A 22,745-nucleotide genomic window follows, 5' to 3' on the forward strand; every position below is an offset into this window, starting at 1 on the left:
TAATTTTTAAATCACAAAATACTAACTTAGAATTTTTCTTCAAAGCCAAGGCTGATTGCTGCGTAGCGGGGTATTTCGTCTCCATCAAAAGAGGATTTGTTGGTGGCTACGGCTAAATCGAGGTGCATGATACCAAAAAAAGTTGCACCTGCGTGGATTTTGCTGAGTTCTGAGCCTTTCATATTTTTGCTGTAGCCTGCTCTTAGGCCTGGAATCCAGGCGGTTTTTGGGTAGTAGCCGGCTGATAGGTGTAGGTTTTGGAATTCATCACCCACAAAGTTGGTGGCTGTGCCTAGGGTGTAAGCGCCTTGAATCATCCAGTTGCGGTTATCTGTGTAATAAGCGCCTTCTATTACAGCATGGCGGGTTAGGGTTACTGAATCGGCTACTTTGGTTTTGCCTGCTGCTTCTAACCCTTGCAGAGCTGTTAGTGTACCATCGGTTTTACTTAGGTAGGTATTTAGGTCCGGGTAATCAAAGCTAGGCTCGTTAAGGTTGTAGAAGGTAATACCTGCTTGGTAGTTATCACTGTGCCATAGGAAGCCTAAGTCTAGACCTACACCTGTTGTGGTTGTTGTATTATCTAAGAAATCTTCGGTAAGCTTGTCACTTGTATCACTGTCTTCATTGTTATCATTAGCTTCTGCTTGCAGTGAAACAAAGTTACGCCCCGCTTCTACATTGTAGATATTTAAACGCACACCTGCTTCTAACTGACCGTGTTTATCATTTAGCTCTAACCAGTTGGTTAGGTTAGTGCCATAACCAAAGCCTAAGTGCGTAACAACTGCAGCTTTAATGTCTAGGCCTGAGTCAGTAGTAATAGTCGATTCTGTTTTATTAGTGTCTATAGAGTTAAGCTTTGTTGGGTTCTTTTGTAGGTCTTCAATTACTGTTTTATTTTGTTCAGTCAAAATGCCACTAGCTAGTAGCTTTGCCTTTATGGCTGCAATTTTGTTTGCTGTTGTATCGCTACCATCTACAATCGTTTCAATATCTTTATATGCACCTGCTGCCTTGACTAAATCGATGTCTAATGAGCCTAGGTCTTGATTATTATTCGTTTTAAAAGTTGTTTTAACTCCTAAAGGACCGCTCAGGAAAGCACCTTTCATTTGCATACTGGCAGCAGCATTAATACTAAAAGTACCACGTGCTGAATTGCTACGAATTAAGAAGGGTGTTAGTGGTACTTGCAGTTGCCCACCTGCTCTTAATTGCCCGCCTTTTTCTAGGTCGGCAATAATTTCTGTGTTGGCGCGGTTAGCTATGGCTTCGTAATAAGCAGCTTCATTATTCCCTAAATCACCATAGCGACTTTTTAGGTAATTTATGTCTTGAGCAGTAAAATTATCCACTGCATCCATATCATCTACTAATCCATCAACTTTTTTGTCTAGGTCGTCAGACTCGCCTATTTCTACATAACCACCTAAATTACTTAAATAACCAAAACGGAACTTGTCGGTTTTATTAACTAATAGGTTGTTGCCGGCTGGGTTGAAGCTGCTGGAATGTACGCTGCCTTCATTTATTACGCCACCAATAGTGCTGGCATAACCTGCAGCGTTGAGTGATTGGTTTGCTGTAGCAGTTAAGGGTAGCGCTATTGCTGCTACCGCTAGGGCAAGGCGACTGGGTTTGAGTAGATTTTTCATAGTATTTCCTCGGCGGTAGCCTGTTATTTTTTATGTGTACTTCCAGTTGAGTTTACATAACTTTTGTAAATATCTGCAACTTCTTCTTGTAACTGGCAGAGAAAGTCTGGCTGCAAATTTGCGGTTACTTCTGCTATCCAGTGTTTTTCGTTCATCCATTCTTGCAACTTTACTGCATCTTTAGCAGTCATCACTAGAGGCTGGTCATCATTAAATTCTAAATGTTGCTGAGTCAATTGAGCATGGTCAACTAATGGATGTTCAGTAACGATTAAACCTAAGTTTTTTAACTGGTTAAAAAACCGTGACGGATTACCAATACCAGCCAATGCATGAACGGCTTCACCTTGGCTAAAAGGGCAATTTTTTTGCCAATGCCCATCACCCCTGCGCCAGCCTGAAAATTCCAGCTCATAGTTTTGCAGCGGATTTTTTAACGGTACATTAAACAGCGGTGCTTGACTGGCTAGCGTACCTTGAACGATAACCCAATCTACGCTGCTTAAACGACTAGGTGGTTCACGCAACGGGCCAATCGGCAGACAGCGACCATTGCCTAAACCGCGCTGGGCATCAATCACTACAATCTCAATATCACGGCCTAATGCCAAGTGCTGCAATCCATCGTCTGCAATAATTAAATCGCAACCTTCTTCTTCAATTAGCTGCTTAACTGCATTAGAACGCTTGGGGTCTACTACGATAGGTAAACCCGTTTGCTGCGCCAGCATTAATGGCTCATCGCCCACCTGTTGCGGATCACTATGAATCGTCACGCTTTGTGGGTAACAACGGGCTTTACCACCATAACCTCGGCTCACAATGCCTGGTTTATAGCCAAGACTGGCAAAATGTTTAGCCAACGCAGCCACCAACGGTGATTTACCACTGCCACCTACGGTGATATTACCCACAATAATCACCGGCACACTTGGATGATAGGCAGTTTTCTGACCATTGTGATACGCTTTTTTTCGTTGCGCCAATAACTGTAAATACAGCTTTTCTAAAGGCATTAATAATTTTAAAGCACCCGGACTAACGGCATACCAACGCGCTTCGATCCAATGTTGTAATTTAAGCATTTGGATTAATCATCCTTAAAATTAACTATCTTGAAATTGCAGTTGGTGTAGTTGAGCATAAGCACCGTTTTTAGCGAGCAAGGTTTGGTGGTCACCTTCTTCTACAATTTGACCTTTATCTATGACTAGAATGCGATCAGCTTTTTCAACAGTGGATAAACGGTGAGCAATCACAAACGTTGTTCGATTTTTCATAACCTCTTCTAGCGCTTGTTGAATGTAGCGTTCTGATTCGGTGTCTAAGGCTGATGTTGCTTCATCTAAAATTAAAATAGGTGCATCTTTCATAATCGCACGCGCAATGGCGATGCGTTGGCGCTGTCCACCCGATAATAAAACACCGTTATCACCCACTAGCGTATTTAAGCCCAGTGGTAATTTTTCAGCAAAGTCCAGCACATAAGCTGCTTTGGCGGCTGCTTCTACGGCTTTAGGGTCGGGATCTTTTATGCCATAAGCAATGTTGGCGGCTAAGGTAGCGTTAAACAGCGTAACCTGCTGAGTCACTAGGGCAATGTGTTCACGCAAATTCGTTAAAGTTAACGCTGGCAACGCAACACCGTCTAGCTGAATTTCGCCTTCAGTTGCATCATAAAAACGCGGAATTAAGTTGGCAAGGGTTGATTTACCGCCACCTGAACGCCCCACAAGGGCAATCATTTCACCCGATTGCGCCGTGAAGTTTATATTAGTCAATGCCAGTGGTAGGTCTTCGCCATAACGAAAACTAACATTTTTAAAGCAAATTTCACCTTTAGCACGGACTAACGTTTTTGTGCCCGTATCTTCTTCCTCTGGTGCATCGAGGTAAGTAAAAACATCCAGTGCAGCAGCCAAACCTTGTTGAATGGTATTGTTGATTTCAGTGAGTTGACGCAGTGGTTTTGCCATTAGTGAGGCAGCAGTTAAAAATGCAATGAATTCACCTGGGGTCATTTCGCCCATTAAATCAGGCGATAGTGCCAACCAAACTAACAAACCCAGCGCCATAGCGACAATAGTTTGCACCACCGGCGTACTAATCGCTTTGGTTAGCGCCATTTTCATGGCTTGTGTGCGGTTATACTCGCTGGCTTTTAAAAAGCGCTGGTATTCAAATTCAGTACCGCCAAAACTACGCACCACGCGATAACCTTGCAGCGTTTCAGAGGCAACGTGCGTCACATCACCCACCGAGTTTTGAATGCGATGGCTTATTCTACGAAAACGCCTGCTCGCATAACTAACCACCACACCAATAATGGGCGACACCGCCACAAAAACCAGTGCCAACTGCCAGTTAACCCACAGTAAATAGCTCATTAAACCAATAACAAACAAACCTTCACGCACCAATACAGTAACCGCATTGGTGGCTGCACCCGTGACTTGCTCCACATTAAAAGTAAGCCGCGAAACTAGATGCCCTGAAGAATGCTGGTCATAAAAACGTGAAGGCAAAACTAAAAAACGTTTGAATAAATCAAGGCGAAGGTAATGAACTAACTGCCTAGCCACATAGCTCATAAAATAAGTACCAAAAAAAGTACCCACACCGCGTAAAACAAAAATACCCACGACCAGCAACGGAAAGTACAAACGCTGCTCCCCCATGCCATCTTGAATGGAGTCGACCAACAATTTCATCACCTGTGCAAAAGCCGTACTAGAAGCCGCATAAAGGGCATAACCCATCACACTCAGCACAAAAGCAGGCCAATAAGGACGAACATAGGACAATAAACGGAGATAGGCTTTTATGCCAGTTGGTACAGGTTTAATAGGTGCAACGGGAGGAATTTGTTCTTTCACAAGCATCTCTTTTTAAAAACTAACTTTTAAACGCTATAACGGCTGAGTGGCTATTCTAACCTTTTCGATGCCTAAACGCCTTGCTAAGTCTAATGCAAAGACCAGTTGCTGGTGTTGGGTATTACTTTCAGCTTGAATTAACAAGGCTTCAATTATACTGGATGAATCCTTGTTAAGCTGAATTAGGTCAGCTTCAAGTTGTTCAAGGCTAACTTGGGTTTGGTCGTTAAATAAAATACGCCCATTAGCATATAAACTTAACACACTGATATTAGGTAAAGATGGTGTTTGTATTTCAGCGGTATTAGCTGTGGGTAATTGTAAATTAAGTGCTTGTTCTGGCAAGCGAGCGCTGACCATAAAAAAAATCAACAACAAAAACACCACGTCAATCAGTGGTGTCATATTCAAATCAGCAGGTTCTAAGCGTTGGCGTTTAAATCGCATATTTTTTGTGCTTCAGCTTCTAAAATAACCACCAGATCGTCGACTTTACGAATAAAATAACGGTGCATCACCAAAGTAGGAATCGCAACACTTAACCCCGTTGCAGTCGTCATTAAGGCTAACGAAATACCACCCGCTAACTGTTGCGCGTTGCCAGCAGCTAAGTCAAGTTGCTGAAAGACATCAATCATCCCCACCACCGTTCCCAACAAGCCTAACAAAGGCGTAATACTGGCAATCGTACCCAGCGGGCTTAGGTATTTTTCTAGTCGATGCACTTCATGAGCGCCCGCCGTTTTGATGGCATCTTTTTTAGTACCCGCAGCCCGAATGCGTTGCAACGCCTGCGGTATAGCATAACTAGAGCGCAACGCCCATAAACGCTCCAAGATAATCGCAAGTGCAACGACAGAACTCAACAACAGGGGCAACATCAACCAACCGCCAGCATAAAAAAGGTCTAGCACAGGGTAGTTCCTAGATAAAATACATAGGGAAGCATATTAGCAGCGGTTTTTTCTATTCGTTATTTAACCGCTGGCAACCAGTTGGCGTAGCCCTTAGCTTGCATATCAGCCAAAGGAATAAATAACAAGCTAGCACCGTTGATGCAATAACGTAAACCACCTCTGTCGCTTGGGCCATCAGGGAAAACATGACCTAGGTGTGAATCGGCTAACTGGCTACGCACTTCTATGCGGCGCATATTATAGCTATTATCAACTATTTCAGTCACAACTTCAGCTTGAATTGGCTTTACAAAACTGGGCCAACCACAACCTGACTGATATTTATCTTTAGAACTAAACAAAGGTTGACCGCTGACCACATCGACATACAAACCTGATTCGAATAGGTCGTCATATTCATGCGTAAATGCTCTTTCTGTACCGCTATTTTGCGTCACATAATACTGGTTAGCCGTTAAACGCTGTTTAAGCACATCAGCAGCAGGTTTTTGATAACTACTTGCATCAAAAGCTTGGCTAGTATGTTTATCTGTGGCAGCTTTGTTAGTCGATTGATTAGGCAATGGAATATCAGCTTTATTTAAATCAACGTGGCAATAGCCATTCGGATTTTTAAGTAAGTAATCTTGATGGTACTCTTCAGCCAAATAAAAATGACTTAAAGGCATATTTTCTACCACAATCGGCTTGGTATATTTTTCTTCTAACTTGGCTAAAGCAGTAGCAACGATACGCTGCTCGGCTAAGTCAGTGGTATAAATACCTGTGCGGTATTGCGTGCCTCTATCGTTACCTTGTTTGTTTAAACTGGTCGGGTCAATAATCCGAAAAAAGTATAGCAATAAATCATCTACACTTAATAAATCAGGGTTATAAGTCACTTTAACGGCTTCAGCATGACCCGTATTACGATAAATCACATCTTCATAACTAGGGCTTTTAGTGCGACCATTGGCATAACCAGAAACAACGTCAACCACACCATTAATGCGTTCAAAATAACCTTCAACACCCCAAAAACAGCCACCAGCTAAATAAATACTTTTGGTGTTAATTAGCGCTGCGGCTTGCTGTTGTTTTGGTTGATAAAAAGTAGCTTGATGCTGCTTCAAATCAGTATCAGGATTCGCAATTAACGCCAAGGCTTGTGCTTTATTAATACTGCCTTTAATCACTCGCTGTAATTTACCATTCGCATCCAAAACAACCCAGCTAGGGTAAACTTGCACACCAAAACTTTTCACCAAGTCACCAGTAGGGTCTAGCTGCACCGGCAAATCAGGGTAATCCAAACCCGCATACCAGTCTTTGAATTCATTAAGCGGCATTTCTCCTAACTGACCGGGGGATGCTAAGGTCACTAAATTAGCATTAGCAAAATCTGGGTCAATAACCCAAGCTTCTGTTTGCGCTAATTCAGATAAACACAGTGGACACCAACTTGCCCAAAGTTTAATTAAAGTAGGCTGGCTATTATCAAGTTTCACAGTAAAGTCTCCACCTGTTACACCTTGCAACGCGACTAACGATTGCAAGAAATCAGATTGAGCAGCCTTAGCTTTGGCAAGCGGGCTGCTGGTTAATATCAAGCCTATGATAGCAATTAGCAAAGTAATTAAAGTTAAGTGAGTCCAGCTAAAGTATCGTGACATACTTGCTTGCCTTTTGGTCATTTTTAGTCAATTAAACAGCAGAAATAGAAAGTAAATCTGCCATCATCTAGGTATATTATACTTCGACCTAAATTTTCATAAAAAATTCTACTTTTCTTTATATTTTCAATGCTAAAAGGTTATTAATTACTGCTGACGTTGCGATCTTTTTTTGTCCATGCGTTGCATCATATTACCAAAACGATCATCCATTTCTTCTTTGCTAATCACACCATTACCATTGCTATCTAACCCCTGAAAAGCACGAACCATACGCGTTCTAGTCATTTCCTGATAAACAGGCTCAAACTCTTTAAGGCTTAATGCACCGTCTTTATTAGCATCCGCCGCTTTAACTTTAGCAGCACGAAAGGTATCTAATTCTTGTTGCGTAATTTCACCATCGGCATCGGCATCAATTTGCTTAAAGAACTGTTGCTGCATACCAAAATGCCCGCGATTACCATGATGCTTCCCAAAACCAGATTTAGCAAAGTGATGAGAGGAAGAGGCTTTATCGTTAGCCATTGCAGCACCAGCAGCCAATGTAATTAAAACAACCAGCAGCATTGAAAAAGTTTGAGTAAATTTCATTATTAAGTACCTTGTTTAGTTTGAATTAAAATTTGAATCAGCTTGTTGCTCAAGCCACTAATCTAAGCCATTAATAAGCTAAAGGTGTGTCAGTCAAGGTGCTGTTTTGTCGTTATGTGTCGCAACACTAAGCATTGATACCATTTGCGACAAATGAATGAACAAACACAGTGCTAGCCAATGGCTATATCACCAATTTCTAAGCAAACTAGACTTAATTCAGTACATTTAGATTTATAGATAAGTCAAAAAAAACCAATAGAGAGCCGTTAATCTATGTCGGATTCAATTGAACCACACATTTTAATTGTGGATGACGCACGCGATATTCGTGAACCTTTAGGTCAATACCTGCGTAAACAGGGTTATCGTATCCAGCTGGCTGCCAATGCTGCCGAAGCCCGCCGAAGCCTTGACACAGCAGCAATTGACTTAGTTGTTTTAGATGTAATGATGCCTGGCGAAGATGGATTAAGCCTGTGCCGTTGGTTGGTCGCGCAAGGTGGGCCACCGGTGATTTTGTTAACAGCGATGGCAGATGAAACAGATCGCATTATTGGCTTAGAAATGGGTGCCGATGATTATTTGGTAAAGCCTTTTAATCCACGGGAATTACTGGCAAGAATTCGGGCAGTGTTCCGGCGCGTACCGCCTTTAGCTGCAGTTATTTTAACCGAACAACGCTGCTTTGCCGGTTGGACACACGACCCAATCACCCGAAAACTTAATCACCAAGACGGTCGGCGAGTAGAGCTAACGTCAGCAGAAAATAAACTATTACAGGTTTTTTTAGACCATCCTCACCAAGTGATTAGCCGTTCACGTTTGTTAGATTTAACCGCTGGACGCGATGCCAAAGCTTATGATCGCGCTATTGATAACCAGATCAGTCGCTTGCGCCGAAAAATTGAACGCGATCCCAAGCAACCGCAGCTATTAGTAACTGACTGGGGTGGCGGCTATGCCCTAGTTACCGATATTCAACCTACAACAAAGCTTGACAAAGCATGAAAAAACGTTGGATAAACTACCTTCCCGATGGTTTAGCAGCACGTTTTACTTGGCTATTAGTTATTACACTGTTACTGGCTAATCTGGTAGTTTTTGGGGCTTTTTCACTACAACAAACGCAACAAGATCAAGCCGCACGCGAAGGTCAAGAAGTTGAAAGGATTGTAGCGTTAGTGCCTGCGTTGGAATCAGTAGCACCTAATATTCGATCAAGGATTACACGCAATGCTTCTACACGTATGGCAAGAGTCAGCGTGACACCTGCGCCATTAGTTGTCATCCAAGCCAGTGACCCAAGGTCTATTTCGTTAAGCAAAAGGTTAGCTGAAGCACTTAATGGACGTGAAGTACGCGTTGCAATACGTGAAGTCAGCGAGCGCCGTAGCAATAGCCATCACCCGCTACCACCCCGAGGTTTTAACGTTATCACCCTGTCGATTGCACTGTATAACGAACAGAATACAAGCCCAAATATTAAAACAACGGCTTGGCTAAATGTGGCGACCAGTGGTGAACGCTATAAAAGCGCAAACACGGATAAAGGCTTATTTTTACTAATCTTGGGCGTATCACTGATTGCCGTTCTTGGTGTTGGACTATTGTTTGTACGCCGCCTGACACAGCCTTTAAATGCTTTGGCAAAAGCAGCAAAAGCGGCTGGATGCGGTGATCGTTCAGTACGGCTGGTGGAAACAGGTGCCAAAGAAGTACGCGATGCTGCCCAAGCGTTTAACACCATGCAAGCACAAATTGCCAGTTTTGATGCCGAACGCACCCGAACTTTAGCAGCCGTTGGGCATGATTTACGCACACCCATTACTTCTTTGCGAATTCGTGCCGAAATGTTGGACGATGAAGCGCGTGATCCTATGATTCGCACCTTAGAAGAAATGGCAGTAATGGCAGAAGGTTTAATGGCTTTTGCACGCGGTGAAGGGGCATTTGAAAAATTAGAACTGATTGATTTAGCTGAGCTATTAACTTGGCTTTGTGACAACCGTGGCGTAACTTTAGACATGGCTGTAGACCAAACCAAACCACTAACTTTGATGGGCAGACAGGTTGAGTTAACACGCGCATTTGGGAATTTAATTGATAACGCCCTGCGTTATGGCAAAGAAGCGCGGGTGAGCTTGTTCTGCAACGCAACCGATGCGGTAATTACCCTTGAAGATAAAGGTCCTGGTATTCCAGACGCACTGCTAGAAAAGGTGTTTGAACCTTTTGTGCGTGGAGATAATAGCCGCAGCACCGAAACCGGCGGTATTGGGCTAGGTTTGTCGATTGCTAAAAAAGTGATTCGAGCGCATAACGGCAGCATTACTCTGCATAATCTAGCCAGTGGTGGATTAAGCGTAACGATTAAGCTGCCAAAACTGTAACTACCGATCTAGCTGGGCATTAAACATTTGCCCAGTCACGCCCTTGCTGTCAGCACCCATTAAATACAGGTAAGTACCCATAATTTCTTCTGGTGGACGTAAAGTATTAGGGTGTTCCGCTGGAAAAGCATCCGCACGCATTTGGGTACGCGTAGCGCCTGGATTCAAGCTGTTTACACGCACATTGCTAATGTTTTCTAACTCTTGTGACAGTATTTGCACCAAACCTTCCGTCGCAAATTTAGACGCCGCATAAGGCCCCCAAAAAGCTCGCCCTACTCGACCTACCGAAGAAGAAGTAAAGATAATCGAAGCATCGTCTGCTTCTTGCAAGAGTGCTAAAGTTGCTTGTTGCAGCATAACAGGGGCATTAAAATTAATGTGCATGACTCGCTGCCACAACTCAGGATTATAAGACTGCACTGGGCTAAGCGTGCCTAAAATACTGGCATTATGCAAAACACCGTCTAGGCGACCAAAGGTTTCATACAGTTTATCTGCCATCGTTTGGTAATCAGGCCAAACAGCACCTTCTAGGTTTAATGGATAAATAGCTGGCTCTGCGCCACCTGCTGCTACAATCTCATCATAAACGGCTTCTAGCTTTTTAATGGTTCTACCCAATAAAACCACTGTTGCACCTTGTGCGGCATAGGCTTTAGCAGCAGCGCGTCCAATGCCTGCACCGGCACCGGTTACTAAAATAACTTTATCTTTTAATAAATCTTGCGCTGGCTGATAATCAAATTGACACAACATAATTTAAATCCAAAGTTGTTTTTAAGGTCGTTATTTTTAAACGCGTTACTTTTTAAGGTAGCCACGCGCATGGTCAGCGGCTGGTTCACGCGGGTGTTTAGCAATAATCGCTTCCATCATTTCTTGTGCTTTATCATTATTGCCATAGCGCGAATAAATTAAACCTAATTTATATTTAGAGTCCGCAATTTTAAAACTGTCTGGGTGATTATTTATCACCACATTAAACATTTTTTCAGCATCAGCAGTGCGGTTTTGCGCCATATAAATTTCGCCTAACCAATAATAAGCATTACCGATTAGACGTGAGTCTGGGTATTGGCGAATAAAAGTTTGAAAGCTGTTAATGGCATCTTCAAAACGCTGCTCTGGAACGTGTGCATAAGCTTTATTATAAGCATCACGATCACTGGTTGCTTCTGAAGTGGTTTTTAAAGTCGTTTTTGAAGCTGATGGTGCAGCAGCAGTGACTAGAGGTGCAGTTACTGCGACAGGTGCAGTAGCAAGGCTAGGTGGCAAACTTATCGGGCGTTCTTCTAAACTAAGGATACGTTTGGCATAGTCTTGGGCGCGTTGGTCTAAATCTAAATAACGATTACGCTGCTCTGTTTGCATTTTTGAAAGGTTGTTTTCTTGCTTTTCAACCATATTACGCAACGCTTTTATTTCTAACTGCATTTGCTCCAACTGCATCATAATCTCAGCGTTAGCAACGGCAGCAGAACGAGCGTTGGCTTGCACAGGTGTTACAGCAAGCAACAACAAAAGAATTAAAAAGGCTAAAGTAAAAAGAAAACGGGGGGCTAAATTAGCCCCCTCACTTTCCCTGACTTTGGCAAAATATTGAATTGCTTTCACGTCAGAGGACTCCATCAACTGTGTTTAGTAATTAAACACTACACGACGGTTTTTGCTGTGTGCTTCACTAGAATTAGCTTTATTTGCAAGCTTCATTTTACCGTAGCTCACAACTTCTAGCTGGTTAGCAGACACACCTTGTAGTGATAAATAACGCTGTACAGCGTTACCACGGTATTCACCTAGTGCATTGTTGTATTCAGCAGAACCACGGGCATCAGTGTGGCCTTCTAGTTTAACTTTTGCAGAAGGATTAGCCATTAAGTAAGCAGCGTGACCATTTAATACATCGTAGAATTCGCTACGGATGTTTGATTTATCAAAATCAAAATAAATAGTACGAATTGCAGGCAAAATCACCTTGAGTTTATTCGCTTCAGCTTCCGCAGCAGCGGCTTCCGCAGCAGCGGCTTCCGCAGCAGCAATTTCAGCTTCAGCCATCGCGTTATTCGCATCCATTTCTAAAGATTCAACGCTAACGCCTGTCGCGTCAGTAGAATGCACTTCTTCTGCAACGACATCTTCAGCTAAATCATCTTGTGTGTTCGCATCACCACAACCTGCAACCAATGCAAAAACCGCTGCTAATGCAAAAACCTTACTGATTTTCATAAGTTCCATAGTTTTCTCCAGTTACTTTTTTTATTACATCTCGACCATTAACAACCATTGTTTAAGGTCACTACTTTAACCTAACAGTTAAAATTTCTTTATTTCAGATAAGGCGACCAAGCAGGTTCCAATACATCACCACTTTCAGCAGGTAATTCGTACTGAATTCTGCCATCAGTCGAGACAACACCCAGCACACCTTTTTCACCTCGCATTAAAGCATAAATAACCATTGCACCGTTAGGCGATACACTCGGTGAATGATCTAAAGGTGACGTTGATAATACTCGGGTTCGACCCGTGCTCATATTAAGTGCTGCAATGCCAAATAGTCCACCACCCGAAGGCCTATGCATCATAAAAATTTCTTTACCATCAGGCGAGTAGCGAGGACGCGCATTATAATTGCCATCAAAACTCACACGACCTTCTTCACCACTGGCTAAGTTAATACGATAAACCTGTGGGCCACCACTACGATCTGAAGTAAAGATAATACTTTTTCCATCGGGCGACCACGAAGGTTCAGTGTCTATCGCGTAATGTTGCGTGACTCGGGTTAAACGTGGGTTATCTAAATGGTAAATATAAATTTCAGCATTACCATCACGTGATAAAGTCATTGCAATTTTTTTACCATCGGGCGACCAACTAGGCGCACCGTTTAAGCCTTGAAAATTAGTCAGCTGAATACGTTTACCCGTTGCTAGCTCGTGAATAAATATTGCTGGGCGGCCGGTTTCAAAGGAAACATACGCCAACTTTTTACCATCGGGCGACCAATCAATCGACAATAGCGGATAAATAGAACTTAAAATACTGCGTGATCTTTGACCATCAGCATCAGCAACGTGTAAGCGATAATTAACTGATTTATATTGTTGCTTTGCTGTCACGTAAGCGATTTTTGTTGAGAAAATACCTTGCTGACCCGTTAACCTTTCATAAATTCGGTCGCTGATTAAATGCGCTTGGCGGCGTAAATCCATAACCTTACCAGTCACATTTTCTGCTAATAACCGCTCTTGGTTAGCAACATCAAACAACTCATAATTAATGCGTATTTGTTGACCGCCAAGCGATTCAATACTGCCTATAACTAAATAATTAACTTTTAATAAACGCCAATCGCGGTAAACCACTTGACTGCCTTTAGTAGGCAAGCTAACTAAATCTTCGCGCGGCAAAGTACGAAACAAACCCGTTCTAGTAAAGTTAGCGCCAATAATGCTAGCAACGTCTTGATCTAAGCCGCCCAAGCCGCTCCAACTAAAAGGCACGATAGCAATAGGAATGGCTTGGTCGCTGCCTTTGGTGATACGAATACTTAAATTAGCTTGTGCCAAAGAGCTTAACAGCAATGCAAATACCAACATAACCGTCGCAAAGAAGTGACGAGATTTAATCACTGATAAGTTAATCACTGCGTTAAGTCCTCCGGTGTGAATATAAAGTCAATTTGCCTAAATCTATCGCGTTGACGCGGCTCTAAACGCAGTAAAGGAAAGGGTGCAGCACGCTCAATGGCTTGAATTGCCGAACGGTCAAAAGCCGTATTGCCACTACTCTTAGCAATACTAATACCATTAATTGCCAACGCTCCCGTACCCAGCAAGCGCACTTGTAAAATGGTTTCTAGTTCATTATTAATACCCGGCGGTCTTGTCCATTGCCTTGAAATCATGTCAAACATAATGCTTTCCATACTCGCAATCGCATCGGCATCAACGACTGCTTGTGCCGCTACTTTTTCTGCACGAACCCGCTCGGCTTCTTGCCAAATTCTTGCTTCTTCAGCCCGTTGACGCTGATTTTCTTGTTCACGTTGTTGTTCTATGCGGCGGCGAATAGCTTCTTCTTCAGCGCGTTGCTGCTCTGCTTGGGTATTTCTTTTTTCTTCAATTTTTCGCTTTTCTTCTGCTTCTTGCTGACGCTTTAACTCACGCTGTTTTTCTTGTTCAGACTTTTTAGCTTGCTCAAGCTTTTTTTGTTGCTGTAATTTTTTCTCTTCTTCAAGCTTTTTCTTACGTGCTTCTTCTTGCTGACGTTTCAGCTGCAGCAGTCTTTCTTGTTCAGCTTTTTTTGCTTGTTCAGCTTTTTTTGCTTGTTCAGCTTCTTGTTGGCGCTTTATTTGCAATTGTTTGGCTTGTTCAGCAGCTAAACGTTGTGCTTCTATTTTAAGTTGCTCTTGTTTAAGTTGCGCTTGCCTAGCCGCTTCAGCAGCATCTTTAATGGCTTGTTCACGCCTTGTTGTGGCAGGGTCTTCTGCCATCATAGTGGCCTTAATAATCGGGACGCTGGCTTTTGGTGGTTTTATCTGACGCTCAGCAGCACTTTGCCAAACCAACAACGCCAAAACTAGCGCGTGCATTAGCAAGGCTAGCGTGACTGAAATTGGCAAATTAACTGGCTTCACCCAAGATTCCTATTCATCCAAAAGTCCTATTCACCCAAGACGACTACTGGTCTTCTAAGGGCTTTGAAATCAAACCCACCTGTGTCACACCTGCTGCTTGTAACTCACTCATCAAGACAACCACCTCACCATAAGAAACACGACGATCACCCCTGACTAACACTGGCAATTGAGGGTTTTGGCGTTTTAACGCCGCCACTTGGTTAATAATGACAGATAACTCCATAGGCTCATCAGAATCTGCGCCAATTTCTAAGTAATAGCGCCCCTGAGCATCCAGCGAAATAACAGCAGGCTCATGCTCAGCATCGTTGTTAATGGGCTCAGAAGTCACTTGTGGTAACTCAACGTCAACGCCTTGGGTAAGAATCGGTGCGGTAATCATAAAAATAACCAACAATACCAACATCACGTCTATGTAAGGCAAGACGTTAACTTCAGAAATGGGCAATTTGGGCGTTCTACGACGAAATCTGGACTTAGCCATTAGCTTTCTCAGCGTCTACTTTTTTAGTGACTAGGCTGCGGTGTAACAAGCCTGAAAATTCATCCGCAAAATTCTCATAGTTGTTTAATAACAGCTCACCCAAAGCCAAATAACGGTTGTAAGCAACTACAGCAGGAATGGCTACAAATAAACCCAGCGCAGTGGTAATCAATGCCTCTGCCATACCTGGCGCAACCACCGCAAAGGTGGCTTGTTGCACAGTAGCAAGACTACGAAAAGCTTCAATAATACCCCACACCGTACCAAACAAACCAACGTGTGGACTAACCGAACCAATCGTGGCTAAAAAAGGCAATCCTGTATTTAAACGGTCTTGCTCTTCAGCAATAGCAATTCGCATCGAACGGTCAACAGCTTCCAAAATCGCCGTTGCGTCATTGGTTTTTTGACGAATCCGGTTAAACGCTTTAAAGCCTGAAAAAACAATGCGTTCAGCACCTTCAGCTTCGTTAGCTTCGGTATCACGAAATAATTCAGATAATTCCATGCCTGACCAAAAGCGCTCACGAAAATTTTCATGCCCAGCGCGGGCGCGACGAAACAATTGCCAACGTTGAAAAATACTGACCCAAGAAAAAATAGAGCCAAGCAAAAGGCACAGCATTAAAAACTGAATAAATACGCTGGACCCTAACATCATGTCCAAAAAAGTAAGCTGTTGCACTTGAACTCCTTGCGTCTTTGCTAATAATAAAAAGGTATCTTACTTACTTAGTAGGTGGCTGCGGCAAGTGCGCTAATAGCGACTTAGGCAGGCGACAGGGTCGCAAACTTTGACGGTCGACACAAGCGACTTCAACGCTTCCTGCACACAATAACGCCCTTCCACGGATTATTTGCTGCTTAAAAGTTATTCTTGCACCTTTATAGCTAATCACCTTAACCTGCACGGTTAACAAATCGTCTAACACCGCCGGTAAGTGGTAAGTTAATTGCACATCACGCACCACAAATAACACCGGTAAATTAGATTGATTAAAATTTAAACTACGCAGCCATTCAGTCCGCGCTCTTTCCATAAATTTCAAATAATTCACATAATAAACAATCCCGCCAGCATCAGTGTCTTCATAATAAACGCGCACGGGTAAACTAAAATCGTTCATTATGGTTTTATCAAGCCAAAGTGCTGCCAAGCCTGATCGGTTACTTGACGACCACGGGCGGTACGCATCATAAAGCCTTGCTGTATTAAATAAGGTTCGATGACTTCTTCAATGGTATCCCTTGCTTCAGAAATCGCCGCTGACAAACTATCAACACCCACTGGGCCACCTGCAAATTTTTCCATTAACGCCAGCAGCATACGTCTATCCATCGAATCTAAACCGTGCGTATCTACATTCAATAGATTTAACGCCATATCCGCTGAATTTTTACTGATACAACCATCAAACTTCACTTCGGCAAAGTCCCTAACACGGCGCAATAAACGGTTGGCGATGCGTGGTGTACCGCGTGAACGACGGGCAATCTCTTCTGCGCCGCCTTCTTCAACCGTTAAACCTAAAAGATTAGCGGAACGGGTAACTATGTAAGTTAGATCAGGAACAGAATAAAATTCTAGGCGCTGGGTTATACCAAAACGGTCTCTTAAAGGTGCAGTTAACATACCCGCACGCGTGGTCGCACCAACTAACGTAAAAGGTGGCAAATCTAATTTAATGGAACGCGCCGCAGGGCCTTCACCAATCATAATGTCTAGCTGATAGTCTTCCATTGCTGGGTAAAGAATTTCTTCAACAACAGGGCTAAGGCGATGAATCTCATCAATAAAGAGCACATCGCCTTCGCTAAGGTTGGTTAACATGGCCGCTAAATCACCGGCTTTTTCCATAACCGGGCCAGAGGTACTTTTAATGGAAACGCCCATTTCACTGGCAATAATATTGGCTAAAGTAGTTTTACCTAAACCGGGTGGGCCAAAAATCAACGTGTGGTCTAAAGCTTCTTTACGCCCACGCGCCGCTTGAATAAAAATCGCCATCTGCTCACAAACTTGCGGCTGACCACGGTAATCCGCCAAAGTTTTGGGGCGTATCGCATGGTCATGGCTGTAATCTTGGGGTTGTTCAGTGGCGGCAATCAGCCGATCATCTTCAATCACTTAGCCATGCCTTTTAATGCTGCGCGAATTAAATCTTGAGTATCCATGCCTTGCACCGCAACAGCAGCAATCGCACGGCTAGCTTCGGTTAATTTATAACCCAAAGCCACCAAAGCAGATTCTGCTTCAGCAATCGGGTTCACCACAGGCAAAGCCGTAGCAAAATTGGCTTCAACGCCGTCTTCTAATTCTAAACGCGCCATTTGTTGCGGCTGCCAAGCTTTTAATCTATCCCTTAAATCAATCAATAGGCGTTCAGCGGTTTTTTTACCAATGCCTGGAATCCGCGTTAAAGCTTGTAAATCTTCATTTTGAACCGCTTGTAACAAAGCACTGCTGGCCATCGCAGACATAATTGCGATACCCACTTTAGGGCCGATGCCAGTAACTTTGACTAACTCACGAAATAACTGACGGTCTTCTAAACGTGCAAAGCCATAAAGTAAATTAGCATCTTCACGAATCACTTGGTGAATCCAAAGCGTTAGTGGTTCGTCAACAGCAGGCAAGCTAGCAAATACCGACAGTGGTAAAGTAATTTCATAGCCTACGCCTTGAATATCCAAAATAATCCAAGACGGCTGCTTAACCACTAATTTACCTTGTAAACGGCCTATCATCATAACTTTTTACTCTTTTTACTTGCTTATCTTACTTGGCTCTTAAACCAAACAAGCCTGCACCTAGGAACGCTGCACAAGACTATTGGGATCAAAATTGCGCCAGCTACTGCCACGTTTAGCAGCAAGCTGCCCCGATAAAGCTAATAAACCACTGCTAGCATAGGCGTGACACATAGCAATGGCTAAAGCATCGGCAGCATCTTCTTGGGGTGTAGCAGACAGTTTTAGAATGGATTTAACCATGTGTTGCACTTGAATTTTATCAGCAGCACCTGTGCCAGTAACAGCAAGCTTTACTTCTTTGGCCGAGTATTCGCTAACCGCTAAGCCGTGATTAGCAACACAAACCACAGCAGTACCTCTGGCCTGTCCTAACTTGAGTGCTGAGTCGGCATTTTTAGCCATAAAAACGCGCTCTATGGCAACTTGTTCAGGTTGATAGCGTGCAATAATTTCCGACAAACTAGCATAAATTTGTGCCAGCTTTTGAGGTAAATCATCGGCTTTAACCCGAATACAGCCACTGGCTAGGTAACTAAATTGACTACCTTTAGCATGAATTAAGCCATAACCAGTGATGCGTGAACCCGGATCAATGCCAAGGATAAGCGCCATATCAGCCCAGTTGTTCCATGACTTCAGCAGAAAAATCAACGTTAGAATAGACTTCTTGCACATCATCCAAATCTTCTAACATATCCACTAACTTAATGATTTTTTCTGCTAGCGCTAAATCTGTCACATCAGCATTCACATCGGGCAACATAGCAACCGAGGCTTGTTCTGCTTCAAAACCAGCCGCAGCCAAAGCTTCTTTTACGGCTAAAAAGTTTTGTTGTTCAGTGAAGACTTCAAAACTGCCATCGTCTTGCGTAACTACATCTTCAGCGCCGGCTTCTAAAGCTGCTTCTAATAGCTGATCTTCCTCTACTTCTGCTGAAAAAATTAGATAACCACGCTTTTGAAATAAATAAGCGACCGAACCGGACGTGCCTAAATTACCATCATTTTTGGTAAAAGCATGACGCACTTCGCCTACCGTGCGATTACGATTATCACTTAAACATTCCACTAAAACAGCAACACCACCCGGCCCATAGCCTTCATAGACAATTTCTTCCATATTGTCGACTTCGTTAGTGCCAGCACCCCGCGCAACAGCACGCTCGATGGTGTCGCGTGTCATGTTATTGGATAAAGCTTTATCAACAGCCGCACGCAGTCTTGGATTATCGGCAACTTCTGCACCGCCTTCCTTGGCGGCCACAGTCAGTTCACGAATAAGTTTAGTAAAAATCTTACCGCGTTTAGCATCTTGCGATGCTTTACGATGCTTGATATTGGCCCACTTACTGTGACCTGCCATTTTAACTCCTTAAATTACACACAATTTCAGATTTTTTATTCTTCAGTTTGAGCTTTAACACGCAAACGTAGGTTTAATTCTTTTAACTGCGCTTGGCTAACATCACCCGGCGCATCGGTCATTACACAAGCAGCAGACTGAGTTTTTGGGAAAGCAATCACTTCACGAATGGATTTAGCGCCAGTCATCAGCATCATTAAACGGTCTAAACCAAAAGCTAGACCACCGTGCGGTGGCGCACCAAATTTTAATGCATCAAGTAGGAAGCCAAACTTTTCTTGCTGTTCTTCGGCACTAATACCCAATACACGAAACACAGCTTGCTGCATGGCTTGGTTATGAATACGAATCGAACCACCACCTAATTCAGTACCGTTAAGCACCATATCATAAGCCCGTGACAGCTTATCAGCAGGGCTGGCTTCTAGTTCTTCAGGTGTACACTTAGGCGCGGTAAACGGGTGGTGAAGCGCACTTAGGCTGCCATCACTGTTTTCTTCAAACATAGGAAAATCAACAACCCAAAGCGGTGCCCACTGGGTGGTATAAAGGTTTAAATCTTCACCCAGCTTGCAACGTAGCGCACCTAACGCTTCGTTAACAATTTTGGTTTTGTCTGCACCAAAGAAAATAATGTCGCCATCTTCAGCGCCAACACGGTCTAATAGCTGCTCAACAACACCTTCCATAAACTTAACAATCGGCGACTGCAAGCCTTCTAAGCCATCAGCACGTTTGTTTACTTTAATCCACGCCAAACCGCGTGCGCCATAAATACTAACAAACTTGGTGTAGTCATCAATTTGCTTACGTGAAAGGTCGCCGCCGCCTTTAACTTTCAGCGCTGCAACACGGCCTTTAGGATCGGTAGCTGGGCCAGAGAAAACTTTAAAATCCACACCAGCCATTAAGTCGCTTACATCAACCAACTCTAATGGAATGCGCAAATCTGGCTTATCTGAACCGTAACGTTCCATCGCTTCTGCATAAGGCATATGTGGAAAATCGCCTAGCTCAACATCCAGCGAGCCTTTAAAGATTTTGCGAATCATGCTTTCTGCCGTGCCCATAATGCTGGCTTCGTCGATAAAAGACGCTTCGATGTCTATCTGGGTAAATTCTGGCTGACGATCCGCACGTAAATCTTCATCGCGGAAACATTTAGCAATTTGGTAATAACGATCAAAACCCGCCACCATTAATAGCTGTTTAAAGAGCTGCGGTGATTGAGGCAAGGCAAAGAACTGACCTTCGTGAGTACGGCTAGGCACTAGGTAATCACGCGCACCTTCTGGCGTTGCACGGGTAAGAATAGGGGTTTCTATGTCTAAAAAACCTTGCTCTTCTAAAAAGTTACGAATTTGATGGGTAACGCGTGAACGAAAACGTAGCTTTTCAGCCATTTCTGTACGGCGTAAATCAACATAACGGTATTTTAAGCGAATTTCTTCACCCACTTTGCCGTGTTCGTCCAGCATAAAAGGTGGTGTTTCAGAAGTGTTAAGCACTTCAACTGCGCTGGCAAGTAATTCAATTTCGCCTGTTGCCATATTAGGGTTCACCGTACCTTCAGGGCGATGACGAACCGTGCCCGTTACTTTTAAAACGTATTCGCTGCGTGAACGGTCGGCATTAGTAAAAGCCGCTTCGCAATCAGGATTAACCACCACCTGAGCAATGCCATTACGATCACGCAAATCAAGAAAAATAACCCCACCGTGGTCACGGCGACGATGAACCCAGCCACATAAAACGACTTCTTGATCTAAGTGACTTGTGTTCAAATCACCACAGTAATGGCTTCGCATAAGTAGTTCCCGTTATATAGGTGTTTAGAAATAAAAAATAAAATGGTTTGCTTAATTGCTTCTGAATTTTTACGAGGCGTTATTATAGCCTAGACTAACGCCATTACGCCAAGTTCTACACAAACCACCCAATAAGAAGCCTAGGAGCTAATCATGACTTTTAAACTCCACCCAAAGCTTGCTAAAGATAGCTTGCACCTTGCTAATTTAAAACTTTGCCAATTACGGCTTATTAATGACCAGCGGTTTTACTGGCTGCTACTGATACCTAAAATTGCTGATGTTAGCGAACTGCACGATTTAAGCAGCACCGATCACCAGCAACTATGGCAAGAAGTGCATTTTTTAAGCCAAGTGATTAAGCCTTTAACAAAAGCTGATAAGTTAAATGTAGCAACACTGGGCAATCTAGTACCCCAGCTACATTTACACCTCATTGCCCGTTTCACTAGCGATACGGCTTGGCCTAACCCCGTTTGGGGTTCTGGCACGGCTGAACCTTATGGCTTAGCTGCTGTAAAATCTATCACTGAAGAATTGCAGCTAGCCTGTTCAAATAGCAGCCTTAATCTACCGATTGATTGGCAAAAAATAGATAATTAAACCTTCACTTCTACCTGAGCGGCATCACTAGCTAGCCTTTGCCATAGCCGCTCTACCGAAGGTTTGTGGACTAAGGTGCAGCGGTAAAGGCGTATTTCTAAAGGAATAGTCCAACGCTCACCGCCACAAACCACTAATTTATTTTCAGCCAGTTCACGCTCAATGCTTAATCTAGGTACCCAAGCCACACCCTGCCCTTCTAATGCCATGCCTTTTAAACCTTCAGCCATCGCAGTTTCATAAACGGTGCGTAGCTGTAAACCCACCGGCTTTTGGCGTAATAAAATCTGTAACGAGCGTTCTAAAAAAGCGCCCTGCGTATAAGCCAATAAAGGGACTTCTTGTTCTTCTAAAGCATCTAAAGCAAACAGTGGTTGGTTTTGCGTATTAACAGCACAAACCGGCAACATTTCTGTCGTCCCCATGCGTAAAGAAGGAAAATAGCGATTATCAAGCTGTAAGCTGCCCAAGGGGTCATGGTAAGCCAACATTAAGTCGCAGCGCCCTTCCCGTAGCGCATGGGTGGCCTCACCCACATTCATCGCCGTCATACGCGTGCTAACCTCACCCACCACCACTTGTAAGCGCTTTAGCCACTGTGGAAAAAAATTAAATGCTAACGAGTGAGCTACGGCAAACTCTAATAACTGAATGGAAGCGGGATCTAAACCGTGCAGGTGTTGCAGCGCATCGCTAAGCTGTTCAACAACGTTACGTGCTGTGATTAAAAACAACTGCCCGTCGGGAGTGAGATCAAAAGGTGATCGCCCCCGTTCTACCAAAGTAACGCCAACGGCGCGTTCTAACGACTGAATACGACGACTAAAAGCGGGCTGTGTAACAAAACGCCGTGCAGCGGCTTTTGAAAAATTACGCGTAGCCGCAAAGGCTAAAAAATCTTCCAGCCATTTCACCTCAAGGTTCACCTATTTGTTCCTTTTATTTTTTATAGTACAAAAACGTTTTTTATAGTACAAAAGCATTGCTAAAGTGCA

General features: G+C 43.5%; 24 protein-coding genes. 3 read left to right on the plus strand and 21 right to left on the minus strand.

What is annotated here, in order from left to right; all coding sequences use genetic code 11:
• Window positions 1-26: 26 nt before the first annotated feature.
• From traF to VJY63_RS05345, 7 genes are all read right to left on the minus strand, one after another.
• Window positions 27-1,658: a conjugal transfer protein TraF gene (gene traF, locus VJY63_RS05315; protein ID WP_324048765.1), complete on the minus strand. Its 1,632-nt coding sequence runs from the start codon at window positions 1,656-1,658 to the stop codon at window positions 27-29.
• Window positions 1,659-1,681: 23 nt separating this feature from the next.
• Entirely contained in the window at window positions 1,682-2,743 is a 1,062-nt protein-coding gene (gene lpxK, locus VJY63_RS05320; RefSeq protein ID WP_324048767.1) for a tetraacyldisaccharide 4'-kinase, read from the minus strand.
• A 21-nt stretch (window positions 2,744-2,764) separates the two neighbouring features.
• Window positions 2,765-4,534, minus strand: a complete 1,770-nt coding sequence (gene msbA, locus VJY63_RS05325; protein ID WP_324048769.1) for a lipid A export permease/ATP-binding protein MsbA — start codon at window positions 4,532-4,534, stop codon at window positions 2,765-2,767.
• Window positions 4,535-4,567: 33 nt separating this feature from the next.
• Entirely contained in the window at window positions 4,568-4,981 is a 414-nt protein-coding gene (locus VJY63_RS05330) for a biopolymer transporter ExbD (RefSeq protein WP_324048771.1), read from the minus strand.
• Window positions 4,957-5,448 carry a MotA/TolQ/ExbB proton channel family protein gene (locus VJY63_RS05335; protein WP_324048774.1) on the minus strand — a complete coding sequence of 164 codons (492 nt, stop codon included), beginning with the start codon at window positions 5,446-5,448 and terminating at the stop codon, window positions 4,957-4,959. Before VJY63_RS05335 ends, VJY63_RS05330 begins: the two co-directional genes overlap by 25 nt.
• A gap of 59 nt (window positions 5,449-5,507) precedes the next feature.
• Window positions 5,508-7,103 (minus strand): bifunctional peptide-methionine (S)-S-oxide reductase MsrA/peptide-methionine (R)-S-oxide reductase MsrB, encoded by a 1,596-nt coding sequence (msrAB, locus tag VJY63_RS05340; RefSeq protein ID WP_324048776.1) that lies wholly within the window; start codon window positions 7,101-7,103, stop codon window positions 5,508-5,510.
• A 147-nt stretch (window positions 7,104-7,250) separates the two neighbouring features.
• Window positions 7,251-7,697 (minus strand): hypothetical protein, encoded by a 447-nt coding sequence (locus VJY63_RS05345; protein ID WP_324048778.1) that lies wholly within the window; start codon window positions 7,695-7,697, stop codon window positions 7,251-7,253.
• Between the two features lie 276 nt (window positions 7,698-7,973).
• On the opposite strand from VJY63_RS05345, the gene VJY63_RS05350 reads away from it, so the two are divergent.
• Complete coding sequence (locus tag VJY63_RS05350; protein ID WP_324048780.1) at window positions 7,974-8,708, plus strand: response regulator; 735 nt, start codon at window positions 7,974-7,976, stop codon at window positions 8,706-8,708.
• Window positions 8,705-10,090, plus strand: a complete 1,386-nt coding sequence (locus VJY63_RS05355) for an ATP-binding protein (protein ID WP_324048782.1) — start codon at window positions 8,705-8,707, stop codon at window positions 10,088-10,090. Before VJY63_RS05350 ends, VJY63_RS05355 begins: the two co-directional genes overlap by 4 nt.
• On the opposite strand, the gene VJY63_RS05360 is transcribed toward VJY63_RS05355, so the two are convergent.
• From VJY63_RS05360 to aspS, 13 genes are all read right to left on the minus strand, one after another.
• Entirely contained in the window at window positions 10,091-10,849 is a 759-nt protein-coding gene (locus VJY63_RS05360) for a YciK family oxidoreductase (RefSeq protein ID WP_324048783.1), read from the minus strand.
• 45 nt (window positions 10,850-10,894) lie between these two features.
• Window positions 10,895-11,707: a tol-pal system protein YbgF gene (ybgF, locus tag VJY63_RS05365; protein ID WP_324048784.1), complete on the minus strand. Its 813-nt coding sequence runs from the start codon at window positions 11,705-11,707 to the stop codon at window positions 10,895-10,897.
• A gap of 24 nt (window positions 11,708-11,731) precedes the next feature.
• Complete coding sequence (locus tag VJY63_RS05370) at window positions 11,732-12,328, minus strand: OmpA family protein (protein ID WP_324048786.1); 597 nt, start codon at window positions 12,326-12,328, stop codon at window positions 11,732-11,734.
• 89 nt (window positions 12,329-12,417) lie between these two features.
• The gene (gene tolB / locus VJY63_RS05375; protein ID WP_324048788.1) at window positions 12,418-13,743 is read right to left on the minus strand and encodes a Tol-Pal system beta propeller repeat protein TolB; all 1,326 of its coding nucleotides are present in this window, start codon (window positions 13,741-13,743) and stop codon (window positions 12,418-12,420) included.
• Window positions 13,740-14,735 carry a cell envelope integrity protein TolA gene (gene tolA / locus VJY63_RS05380; protein ID WP_324048790.1) on the minus strand — a complete coding sequence of 332 codons (996 nt, stop codon included), beginning with the start codon at window positions 14,733-14,735 and terminating at the stop codon, window positions 13,740-13,742. Before tolA ends, tolB begins: the two co-directional genes overlap by 4 nt.
• Before the next feature lie 43 nt (window positions 14,736-14,778).
• Entirely contained in the window at window positions 14,779-15,222 is a 444-nt protein-coding gene (tolR, locus tag VJY63_RS05385; RefSeq protein WP_324048792.1) for a protein TolR, read from the minus strand.
• Window positions 15,215-15,907, minus strand: coding sequence for a protein TolQ (tolQ, locus tag VJY63_RS05390; RefSeq protein WP_324048794.1), 693 nt, complete (start codon window positions 15,905-15,907; stop codon window positions 15,215-15,217). Before tolQ ends, tolR begins: the two co-directional genes overlap by 8 nt.
• Before the next feature lie 43 nt (window positions 15,908-15,950).
• The gene (ybgC, locus tag VJY63_RS05395; RefSeq protein WP_324048796.1) at window positions 15,951-16,349 is read right to left on the minus strand and encodes a tol-pal system-associated acyl-CoA thioesterase; all 399 of its coding nucleotides are present in this window, start codon (window positions 16,347-16,349) and stop codon (window positions 15,951-15,953) included.
• Window positions 16,349-17,350 carry a Holliday junction branch migration DNA helicase RuvB gene (gene ruvB, locus VJY63_RS05400; protein WP_324048798.1) on the minus strand — a complete coding sequence of 334 codons (1,002 nt, stop codon included), beginning with the start codon at window positions 17,348-17,350 and terminating at the stop codon, window positions 16,349-16,351. Before ruvB ends, ybgC begins: the two co-directional genes overlap by 1 nt.
• Window positions 17,347-17,973 carry a Holliday junction branch migration protein RuvA gene (gene ruvA, locus VJY63_RS05405; RefSeq protein ID WP_324048800.1) on the minus strand — a complete coding sequence of 209 codons (627 nt, stop codon included), beginning with the start codon at window positions 17,971-17,973 and terminating at the stop codon, window positions 17,347-17,349. The genes ruvB and ruvA overlap by 4 nt, the downstream gene beginning before the upstream one ends.
• Before the next feature lie 60 nt (window positions 17,974-18,033).
• Window positions 18,034-18,588, minus strand: a complete 555-nt coding sequence (gene ruvC, locus VJY63_RS05410; RefSeq protein ID WP_324048802.1) for a crossover junction endodeoxyribonuclease RuvC — start codon at window positions 18,586-18,588, stop codon at window positions 18,034-18,036.
• A 1-nt stretch (window position 18,589) separates the two neighbouring features.
• Window positions 18,590-19,339, minus strand: coding sequence for a YebC/PmpR family DNA-binding transcriptional regulator (locus tag VJY63_RS05415; protein ID WP_324048804.1), 750 nt, complete (start codon window positions 19,337-19,339; stop codon window positions 18,590-18,592).
• 35 nt (window positions 19,340-19,374) lie between these two features.
• Window positions 19,375-21,147: an aspartate--tRNA ligase gene (aspS, locus tag VJY63_RS05420; RefSeq protein WP_324048805.1), complete on the minus strand. Its 1,773-nt coding sequence runs from the start codon at window positions 21,145-21,147 to the stop codon at window positions 19,375-19,377.
• A 153-nt stretch (window positions 21,148-21,300) separates the two neighbouring features.
• Between aspS and VJY63_RS05425 the strand changes: the two genes are divergently transcribed.
• Window positions 21,301-21,750, plus strand: a complete 450-nt coding sequence (locus tag VJY63_RS05425) for an HIT family protein (protein ID WP_324048807.1) — start codon at window positions 21,301-21,303, stop codon at window positions 21,748-21,750.
• Here the strand turns inward: VJY63_RS05425 and VJY63_RS05430 are convergent.
• Window positions 21,747-22,676 carry a LysR substrate-binding domain-containing protein gene (locus VJY63_RS05430; protein WP_324048809.1) on the minus strand — a complete coding sequence of 310 codons (930 nt, stop codon included), beginning with the start codon at window positions 22,674-22,676 and terminating at the stop codon, window positions 21,747-21,749. The genes VJY63_RS05425 and VJY63_RS05430 overlap by 4 nt on opposite strands.
• Window positions 22,677-22,745 lie beyond the last annotated feature (69 nt).

This window comes from Marinospirillum sp. (genome assembly GCF_035271045.1).
GTDB lineage: Bacteria > Pseudomonadota > Gammaproteobacteria > Pseudomonadales > Halomonadaceae > Marinospirillum.

Bases quoted from the DNA above. Each gene is read 5' to 3' on its own strand.
- traF (WP_324048765.1), bottom strand. From the start codon at position 1,658: ATGAAAAATCTACTCAAACCCAGTCGCCTTGCCCTAGCGGTAGCAGCA.
- lpxK (WP_324048767.1), bottom strand. From the start codon at position 2,743: ATGCTTAAATTACAACATTGGATCGAAGCGCGTTGGTATGCCGTTAGT.
- VJY63_RS05330 (WP_324048771.1), bottom strand. From the start codon at position 4,981: ATGCGATTTAAACGCCAACGCTTAGAACCTGCTGATTTGAATATGACA.
- msrAB (WP_324048776.1), bottom strand. From the start codon at position 7,103: ATGTCACGATACTTTAGCTGGACTCACTTAACTTTAATTACTTTGCTA.
- VJY63_RS05345 (WP_324048778.1), bottom strand. From the start codon at position 7,697: ATGAAATTTACTCAAACTTTTTCAATGCTGCTGGTTGTTTTAATTACA.
- VJY63_RS05350 (WP_324048780.1), top strand. From the start codon at position 7,974: ATGTCGGATTCAATTGAACCACACATTTTAATTGTGGATGACGCACGC.
- VJY63_RS05355 (WP_324048782.1), top strand. From the start codon at position 8,705: ATGAAAAAACGTTGGATAAACTACCTTCCCGATGGTTTAGCAGCACGT.
- VJY63_RS05360 (WP_324048783.1), bottom strand. From the start codon at position 10,849: ATGTTGTGTCAATTTGATTATCAGCCAGCGCAAGATTTATTAAAAGAT.
- VJY63_RS05370 (WP_324048786.1), bottom strand. From the start codon at position 12,328: ATGGAACTTATGAAAATCAGTAAGGTTTTTGCATTAGCAGCGGTTTTT.
- tolR (WP_324048792.1), bottom strand. From the start codon at position 15,222: ATGGCTAAGTCCAGATTTCGTCGTAGAACGCCCAAATTGCCCATTTCT.
- ybgC (WP_324048796.1), bottom strand. From the start codon at position 16,349: ATGAACGATTTTAGTTTACCCGTGCGCGTTTATTATGAAGACACTGAT.
- ruvA (WP_324048800.1), bottom strand. From the start codon at position 17,973: ATGATGATAGGCCGTTTACAAGGTAAATTAGTGGTTAAGCAGCCGTCT.
- ruvC (WP_324048802.1), bottom strand. From the start codon at position 18,588: ATGGCGCTTATCCTTGGCATTGATCCGGGTTCACGCATCACTGGTTAT.
- VJY63_RS05415 (WP_324048804.1), bottom strand. From the start codon at position 19,339: ATGGCAGGTCACAGTAAGTGGGCCAATATCAAGCATCGTAAAGCATCG.
- aspS (WP_324048805.1), bottom strand. From the start codon at position 21,147: ATGCGAAGCCATTACTGTGGTGATTTGAACACAAGTCACTTAGATCAA.
- VJY63_RS05425 (WP_324048807.1), top strand. From the start codon at position 21,301: ATGACTTTTAAACTCCACCCAAAGCTTGCTAAAGATAGCTTGCACCTT.